Below are 903 nucleotides of genomic sequence, written 5' to 3'. Positions count from 1 at the left end.
ACCCCTTAGCAGGGCGTTAGCCATCTCCCATGTAATAAAATTAAGAGGTTGTAAAGTGAACAGTAAATATCTCAATGACTCGATTCTGGAGTACTGTAAAAATAGCGATGACTCAATTGTAAAAAGCGCGAATGAAATGGTTCGCCATTGTTTAGAAATTGACGATAAAATACCTAATGAGCATTCGTGGAAGTTCACAAGCGAAAGTTCAATCAAAGAACAATTAAAAGGGGTTGGTTCTCCTAATGAACTGAACAACATATACTGGAAAGATCAAGTTAGTAACGTTGAAGCATACTCAATCATGACATTGTGGCGGGGTATCGAACTTGTTCGGTCTTGCCTAAATGGACTTAATAATGCAGAAACGATATCACCCGCTATTTCTTCTCGCTCGCTGTTAGAACTATCTACAGTATTTCTTCTCAATGCTAATTTGCTACATAAGAATTTTAGTGAAGTAAAACTGAGCAATAGTCAGGTTGTTATTTCTACAGATATTGAAGCATTCGTAGTCAAGATGATTTGGGGTACGAGATTCGATGATCCAGAGCCTCATTTACTACAGACAAACATCATGACTTCACTAAAGCGGTTGTCTAAAAACCCTGCAGCGGCGGACTTAATGCCTACATATGAGTTTTTGTGCGATATTGCTCACCCAAGCTTTATCGGTAATACAAGTTATTGGTCTCATGTTGATTCAGTTAATGATGACGGTTCGGAAAATAGAGTGATATCTCGATCAGTCACTAGATACACCAACACAGAGATACTAGACAAAACTCTCTGGGCTTTAGCGTGGTCGTCTGCATGTATTCGAAATGCTTTCGGTATAATGACTGAAGCTAATACTCTAATCCTCGACAAACTACAGAATAGCTAACAAACAATTTAAGAGTG

The 903-nt window shown here is 38.4% G+C and carries 1 protein-coding gene; it reads left to right on the top strand.

Features of this window, described 5'->3' with window-relative positions; genetic code table 11:
- On the top strand, positions 1–886 hold an 886-nt coding region (locus BCT11_RS03925), incomplete at its 5' end, for a hypothetical protein (RefSeq protein WP_206747851.1).
- Between the last annotated feature and the right edge of the window lie 17 nt (positions 887–903).

It is taken from the genome of Vibrio sp. 10N.222.52.B12, assembly GCF_002875385.1.
GTDB lineage: Bacteria > Pseudomonadota > Gammaproteobacteria > Enterobacterales > Vibrionaceae > Vibrio > Vibrio jasicida.
The sequence above is the reverse complement of the archived record's forward strand: the minus strand, read 5'-3'. Positions and strand labels throughout refer to the sequence as shown.